Source organism: Pseudomonadota bacterium (assembly GCA_010028905.1).
Lineage (GTDB): Bacteria > Vulcanimicrobiota > Xenobia > RGZZ01 > RGZZ01 > RGZZ01.
In genome coordinates, this window is record RGZZ01000288.1 from 1 (window position 1) to 6711 (window position 6711).

A 6711-nucleotide genomic window follows, 5' to 3' on the forward strand; every position below is an offset into this window, starting at 1 on the left:
GCATGGTGGGAAGAATTTTTTTCAAGCCCACCGCCCCACCCTCTTGCAAGGCGCCTTCGCATCACATGAGCAGCTCCACGCCCCCCGTACTCACCGGCCTCGACCTCCTCGCGACATCCGATCCGTCGCTGGAGGGGGTGCTGCGCCTTCTCGCAGGGCGCACCGTGGGGCTTCTGGTGAACCAGGCCTCGTTCGATCACCGGCTGCGCCACGCCATCGACACCCTCATCGGCCGTCCGGACTTCCGGGTCGCAGCGGTGTTCGGGCCGCAGCACGGGCTCTGGGGCACCACGCAAGACAACATGATCGAGTGGGAGGGGTACCTCGACACCCGCCTCGGCCTTCCCGTCTACAGCCTCTACGGCGAGCATCGCAAGCCGCCGGCGGCCTGGCTCGAGGGGCTGCAGGCCATGGTCATCGACCTGGTCGACGTGGGGGCGCGGTACTACACGTTCGTCTGGACCTGCACCTACGTGATGGAGCGCTGCGCCGAGCTCGGCATCCCGGTGGTGCTGCTCGACCGCCCCAATCCGGTGAACGGCGTCGACATCGAGGGACCGAGCATCGACCGCTCGTACGCATCCTTCGTAGGGCGCTTCCCCATTCCCATGCGCCACGGCATGACCATGGGCGAGATGCTCACCATGTTCAACCAGACCGAGAACATCGGCTGCGAGCTCCACATCGCTCGAATGCAAGGCTGGCAGCGCCACATGTTCTTCGAGGAGACGGGCCAGCCGTGGCCCATGCCGTCGCCCAACATGCCAACGGTCGACACCGCCGTCGTGTATCCGGGGCAGTGCCTGGTCGAGGGCACGAAGATCTCCGAAGGGCGTGGAACCACGCGACCCTTCGAGCTCGTGGGCGCGCCGTTCATCGACCCGTGGGAGCTGGCCCGCGCCCTCGATGACGAGAGGCTCGAAGGCGTGTGCTTCCGCCCCCTGCTGTTCGAACCCACCTTCCAGAAACACGCGCGCGAGGCGTGCGGCGGCGTGTTCATCGCCGTCACCGACCGCGCGCGATTTCGCTCGGTGCACTTGACGGTGGCGCTCTTCTGCGCCATCCGCCGCCTCTACGGTGACGCCTTCGAGTGGAAGGCCCCTCCCTACGAGTACGAGACGGTGAAGCTCCCCATCGACATCTTGTTCGGAAGCGACGCTCCCCGCCTGGCCATTGACGGCGGCGCCGAAGCACGCGATGTCATGCAATCCTGGGGAGAGGTGGAGCGCGCGTTCGCAGCGCTGCGACGCCCGTTCCTGCTGTACCCATGAAGGCCGTCGTTCTCTGCGCGGGCCTGGGCACCCGACTGGCTCCCCTCACCTACCGCGTGCCCAAGCCACTGGTGCCGGTGGCAAACCGAGCCGCCCTCGATCGGGTGCTCGACCGTCTGGCTGAAGCGGGCATCGAAGACGTGGGCGTGAACCTTCACCACCTGGCCGACCTCATCGAGCGTCATCTGCATCAGCGCACCGAAGGGCCACGCGTGCACGTCGTGCGCGAGGCGGAGATCCTCGAGACGGGGGGAGGCATCGCGCACTTCACCGCGTTCGACGCGCCGCTTCTGGTGCACAACGTCGACGTGGTCACCGATGTCGACATCGCGCACGTCATCGAGACCCACGAGATGAGCGGGGCCGACGTCACGATGGCGCTGGTCGACGACCCGCGCTTCAACGTGGTGCGCGTGGCGCCCGACGGCGTGGTGCGGGGCATCCGCGGCGAGGGTCCAGAGGCCCGCTTCACCCTGAGCGGCATCTACGCCCTGTCTCTGCGCTTCTTGAAGCGCCTCACGCCCGGTCGCAAGCACTCCGTCGTCGAGGCCATCGTGGCGCAGATGAACGAAGCCCCCGGAAGCGTGCGCGGCATCTTTCCCCGCCCCCACACCTACTGGCGTGACCTGGGCCATGTCGACACCTATCTCGATCTGCACCACGATCTGCTCAGCGGACGCGGCCCGCGGCTTCCAGGCCTCGTGGTTCCACCAGACGGACAGCTCGTGTCGCCCGCCGCGAACGTCGACGCGCGAGCACGCCTCGAAGGATGCGTGGCGGTGGGCGATGGGTGCGTCATCGGGCCGGACGTTCACCTCACAGACTGCGTGGTGCTCGCCGGAACGCATCTCAGCGAGGGCTTCAGCGCTCGCCGCGCGGTCATTCTCGATGATCTGGTCATCGCCGCATGAGCCCCCGCGTCAAGAAATCGAGGAGGAAGTTCGCGTGACACTTGCATCTGGCGTCCCGCTCCCACAGTCGACCCCTGGCTCTGCCGTCACCTATCCGAGTCAGTCGCTCCCCATCACCCCCATCGAGGCCCGATGCGGTGCGCTTCCTCCGGCCTGGGCCGCCCTGCTCGAGCCCATGCTCGGGGCGGGCACGATGGTGTGCGTCACCCACATCGCCACCGGCGGCTCCGATCGATCGTTCTATCGCGTGGAACCCCTCGACGGTCGCCGCTCGCTCATCATGTGCGTGACCCCGAGCCGCGCCGAGTTCGCCAACTACGTGGCCATCGGGCACTTCCTGCGGGCACGCGATCTCCCCGTTCCCGCCTTCCAGGCCTGGTCAGACACCACCGGTCTCGCCTTGCTGCAGGACTGCGGTCGCCAGGCGTTGCAGCATCTGGTGCTCGAGCACGGCCCCCACGATGCGCGCGTGCTCGACGCGTATCGCGGGGTTCTGCTCACCCTGGGACGCTTCCAGGCCATCGACCCGTCGACATGCTGTCATGAGATGACCTCACGCCCCTTCTCGGAGACCGACCTGCGCTGGGAGACCGAGTACTTCCGAGAGAACTTCCTCGGACGCCACCTCGGGTGGGATCTCTCGCAAGACGCCGCCCTCACCGCCGAGCTCGAGTCCCTGGCCGCTCGCGTGCTGCGCGTGCGACAGGTGCCGATGCATCGCGACTTCCAGTCGCAGAACGTGATGATCGAAGACTCGCAGGTGTGGATGATCGACTTCCAGGGCGCGCGCCTGGGTCCGCTGCCCTACGATCTGGCATCGCTGCTGCGCGACCCCTACGTGTCACTGCCCGCCGACGTCGAGCAGGCCCTGCTCCGCTTCTACCACGACGAGGCACACCCCGCGCCCCGTGAGAGCTTCGAGGCGTTCCGCGCCGCGTACGCGCTGGTGAGCCTGCAACGCCTCATGCAGGCCCTGGGGGCATACGGATTCCTCTCGCTGGTGAAAGGAAAGCCCTGGTTCCGGACGTGGATCGAACCGGCCCTGGCGCTGCTGCTCCGCGCCGTGGGAGAGGTCGACGGCCTGCCGCGCCTGCGCGCTGTGGTGGCGGAGGCGTGCGCGCGTCAGTCGGCCCTCGGCGCGGCCGACTGATCAACGCGCGGCTTCACGTCCGGACCGCCACGTACACGCAGCTCACCGTCGCCGCGTCACGCAGCGCGCGCTCGAGGGTGTATCCCGTCATGGGAAAGAGCGCTCGCTGACGCACCTCGAGACCGGCCGCGGTCACAACCGCCTCGGCCTCTCCCGGTGTGCGCGCGAGGAACACGTGGTCGGGCGCAGGGCTGTTGATGGGAAGGTTCACGAACACGCACCCACCGGGCACCAGCCGCTCACGAAGCGACGCGAGAACCGCCACCGGATCATCGAGGTGCTCGAGTACCTCGCTCACCGTGATGGCGTCAAAGCAGGCGTCGTCGTCTGCAGGCCAAGCTGCGTCCCGCGCCACGAGATCGACGCGCGGCTCGACACCCAGTGCCCGCAGCGCGCGCGACGTGGCCTGGCGCCCCGCCGCGCTCACATCCCAGGCCGTGATTCGCGCACCCTCCACCTCGCGCGCCACTCGCGCCAGGAAGAGCCCGTGCCCCGCCCCCACCTCGAGATAGCGACAGCCCTCGGGCAGCGTCGCGACGAACGCCCGCGTGAAGAAGAGAGCCGCCTGGGCGTGATTGGCCCACAGCACCTGCGACAGCAGGGCGCCTCGCATGTAGCGCGCCATGAAGGCGCTGTCGTCGTAGACCTCGCGCCGCGCCTGGTCGGCTGACAGGCAGCGATACGCGCCGGTGCGAGCGAAGTGCAGCGCCTCGTCACGAAACACCTCACACATCCACACATAATCCGCGCAGCACGTGTCGCGATCGCCGCCTGCCACGGCAAGCACATCGGCCGCCAACCGCTCGAGATCGTCGAGGTCGTCGACATCGTGCGCCGCAAAGCTCGACGCGAGAAAGCGATCATGCGCCGGCCAGACGCGCAGAACCGCGTCGACAGCAGCGCGCAGCGCGGGGCGCGAACCCACGATGCCGTCCATCAGAAGTTGCTGTACACGAAGGCAGGCGCGTGCAGCGCGCGGGTGAGAGCCCAGACGAGCACCCCCATCTTGGCGAACAGCCACCCCCAGCGTGCGGCAGAGACCATCGCAGCCTTCATGACAGCACCTCCTTGACGGCGGTCATCACGGCCGCCAGATCATCCGGCCGATGCGCGAACACCAGAATGGTGAACGCAACATAGGTCTGACACAGCCCGATCGCTCCCGCGCGAACCAGCCAGCTCTCTCGATAGCGCGCACGCCACGTCGACGGGAGACGCGCCAGCACGACCGTGCCCAGCTGCACCGCCACGAGCCCCAGGCCATGCAGCACGCCGAAGCGCATGAAGCTCACGGTGGGGCCGTGCCAGATGCCCGCCACCGCGAACGTGACGAAGTACGCCAGCGACAGCGTGATCCACCCGCCACCGAGACCCGCGCGCGCCAGGGTGAGGCAGACGGGAGCGAACACGTAGTCGCGCAGCCACTGCGACAGCGTGATGTGCCAGCGCTGCCAGAACTCGACGAGGTTGCGGGCGAGCCACGGTCGGTTGAAGTTCTCCGGCACGGGCTTCCCGACGAGAATCGAGAGCCCCGCCATGATGTCGATGAATCCGCTGAAATCGAGATAGAGGAACACGTACCACGCATACCACCAGATCGCGAATCGCACGAGCAGCGACGACGGGGCCTCGCCACCGAGAACGTAGGCCACGTCGGCGAAAGGCGCCACCAGGGGGGCGAGCACCAGGGCCTTCAGGCAGCCGTCGACCATGCGATCGAGACCGGCCCGCACATCGACGCGGGCACGGTCTGTCTCGGCCATGGCGTGGGCGTGATACTCGCCCCAGCGCTGAATGGGGCCCGCGACGAACGTGTAGAAGGCGCAGGTGTAGTTCACGTAATCGAGGAACCGCACCGGTGCCAGCGCGCCCTGCGCGGCGTCGATGAGCATGTGTCCGATGCGGAAGAGCAGGTAGGAGAGCCCGACGACCGGCATCAGCGGAAGGTGCTGCGCGGTCTGGCTGCTCGCGTCGGTGAACTGATTCGCCCGCACCACCCACAGCACGCCCACGAGCACAGCGCCATAGGCGGCGACGAGCGCGCGGGTGCGCACCAGGCCGCGCTGCATCGCCGAGAGCATGGCATACCCGCTGAGCACCACGCCGGCCAGCAGCGCGCGCTCGGCGGCGCCACGCACGAGCAGACCCACCGTCAGCATGTTCCCGAAGGCCAGCACCCACGCACGATAGCGGACGCTGTAGACGAGGTGGGAGACCGTCACGATGGTGAGAGCCACCACGAGCAGCTCGAGAGAAGCAGGTCTCATCCCGAGGGCAGACCGGCCTTGCGGGCCACCAGGGCCACAAGCTCGCCCACATCGGCGGGCGCGTTCACCTCGGCGAGACTGAAGCGAATGCCGTAGTGCTGTTCGATGCCCACCATCAGCTGGATATGGGCCAGCGATGTCCAGCCCTCGACATCGGCGGCGCGCGTCGCCGCTCCTACCTCGAGCGAAGGGTCTGCCACCACGCGGCGCAGCAGCGCCTGTACCTGAAGGTGCACCTCGGGGTTCATTCGCTCGTGTCGTCCTCGATCGATGCGCTCTGGGGCCACCGCGACGGGTCAGTGACCTCGAAGGCGAAGCTGCCATCAGCCGCAACCTCGAGACCCAGGCGTGCGATGAGATCGCCCACCGCATGGTTTCGACCCGTGTCGACGAAGCGCCCTCTCAGCAACCGAACTCCCCGCGCGCGGCAGCCCTCGAGAACGTGGCGCAGCAGAAACCCCTCCACCCCGCGGGCGAGAACCCGGCAGCTCATGACCCACACCTCGATCTCGACCGCGTCGGGCGACCGGAGCGTTGCAAGCAGCACCGATACGAGACCGTGGTCGCCCACATCGTCGCGCAGGCGGAGAACGCAATCGAGCGACGCGCCATCGCGCAGCCTCGCGCGCACAGCCCCTTCGGTGAGCCGCGCCCCGTTGAGGTTGAACTGGTTGGCGCGATTCACCAGCTGGGTGACCCGATCGACATCGGCGTCGGTGAGCGGCGTGACCCGCGCGCGCATTCCGAGGCTGGTCAGGAACGTGGCCAGATCGACCGCCGCGGCGCTCCTCTGCGCGCGCATGCCGTCTTGCTGCAGCCGACGCGAGCGCTGCGCGTCTTCATCGGTGCGCTCGGCCACGCCGAACGCCCCCTCGAGATCGAGCGCCCGGGCGAAGAGCGCAGGGTCGTCCGGCAGCGCGACGACCCGCACGTCGGGCAGGGCCGTCGCCACGCGCGCCCGCTCGATGGGATCGTTGTCAACGAAGACCAGGGCATCGAGTCGCAGGTGCAGGCGCGTCGCCACCTCTTCGACCATGGCGGCCTTGTCGCCGAAGCCCGTGATGAAGCACGCGAAATCGTCGAGGCGCAGCACCATCTCATCCCGTCGCTCG

The 6711-nt window shown here is 68.0% G+C and carries 7 protein-coding genes; 3 read left to right on the plus strand and 4 right to left on the minus strand.

The genetic code is table 11. From position 1 onward, the window contains the following. Positions 1-65 precede the first annotated feature (65 nt). From EB084_17020 to EB084_17030, 3 genes are read left to right on the plus strand one after another with little or no spacing between them, the layout of a single operon-like run. Positions 66-1271 (plus strand): DUF1343 domain-containing protein, encoded by a 1206-nt coding sequence (locus EB084_17020; protein ID NDD29960.1) that lies wholly within the window; start codon positions 66-68, stop codon positions 1269-1271. Then, positions 1268-2182 carry a hypothetical protein gene (locus EB084_17025; GenBank protein ID NDD29961.1) on the plus strand — a complete coding sequence of 305 codons (915 nt, stop codon included), beginning with the start codon at positions 1268-1270 and terminating at the stop codon, positions 2180-2182. The genes EB084_17020 and EB084_17025 overlap by 4 nt, the downstream gene beginning before the upstream one ends. Continuing rightward, positions 1905-3332: a hypothetical protein gene (locus EB084_17030; GenBank protein NDD29962.1), complete on the plus strand. Its 1428-nt coding sequence runs from the start codon at positions 1905-1907 to the stop codon at positions 3330-3332. Before EB084_17025 ends, EB084_17030 begins: the two co-directional genes overlap by 278 nt. A gap of 13 nt (positions 3333-3345) precedes the next feature. On the opposite strand, the gene EB084_17035 is transcribed toward EB084_17030, so the two are convergent. From EB084_17035 to EB084_17050, 4 genes are all read right to left on the minus strand, one after another. Then, entirely contained in the window at positions 3346-4269 is a 924-nt protein-coding gene (locus tag EB084_17035; protein NDD29963.1) for a class I SAM-dependent methyltransferase, read from the minus strand. Between the two features lie 115 nt (positions 4270-4384). Continuing rightward, positions 4385-5599, minus strand: a complete 1215-nt coding sequence (locus EB084_17040; GenBank protein NDD29964.1) for a hypothetical protein — start codon at positions 5597-5599, stop codon at positions 4385-4387. Further along, on the minus strand, positions 5596-5847 hold the full coding sequence (locus EB084_17045) for an acyl carrier protein (protein ID NDD29965.1): 252 nt from the start codon (positions 5845-5847) through the stop codon (positions 5596-5598). Before EB084_17045 ends, EB084_17040 begins: the two co-directional genes overlap by 4 nt. After that, the gene (locus EB084_17050) at positions 5844-6695 is read right to left on the minus strand and encodes a hypothetical protein (protein NDD29966.1); all 852 of its coding nucleotides are present in this window, start codon (positions 6693-6695) and stop codon (positions 5844-5846) included. Before EB084_17050 ends, EB084_17045 begins: the two co-directional genes overlap by 4 nt. Positions 6696-6711 lie beyond the last annotated feature (16 nt).

What these genes read in the sequence shown, in the direction of transcription:
- EB084_17045 (NDD29965.1), bottom strand. Translation starts at nt 5,847, where the DNA reads ATGAACCCCGAGGTGCACCTTCAGGTACAGGCGCTGCTGCGCCGCGTG.
- EB084_17025 (NDD29961.1), top strand. Translation starts at nt 1,268, where the DNA reads ATGAAGGCCGTCGTTCTCTGCGCGGGCCTGGGCACCCGACTGGCTCCC.
- EB084_17050 (NDD29966.1), bottom strand. Translation starts at nt 6,695, where the DNA reads ATGGTGCTGCGCCTCGACGATTTCGCGTGCTTCATCACGGGCTTCGGC.
- EB084_17030 (NDD29962.1), top strand. Translation starts at nt 1,905, where the DNA reads ATGTCGACACCTATCTCGATCTGCACCACGATCTGCTCAGCGGACGCG.
- EB084_17035 (NDD29963.1), bottom strand. Translation starts at nt 4,269, where the DNA reads ATGGACGGCATCGTGGGTTCGCGCCCCGCGCTGCGCGCTGCTGTCGAC.
- EB084_17040 (NDD29964.1), bottom strand. Translation starts at nt 5,599, where the DNA reads ATGAGACCTGCTTCTCTCGAGCTGCTCGTGGTGGCTCTCACCATCGTG.
- EB084_17020 (NDD29960.1), top strand. Translation starts at nt 66, where the DNA reads ATGAGCAGCTCCACGCCCCCCGTACTCACCGGCCTCGACCTCCTCGCG.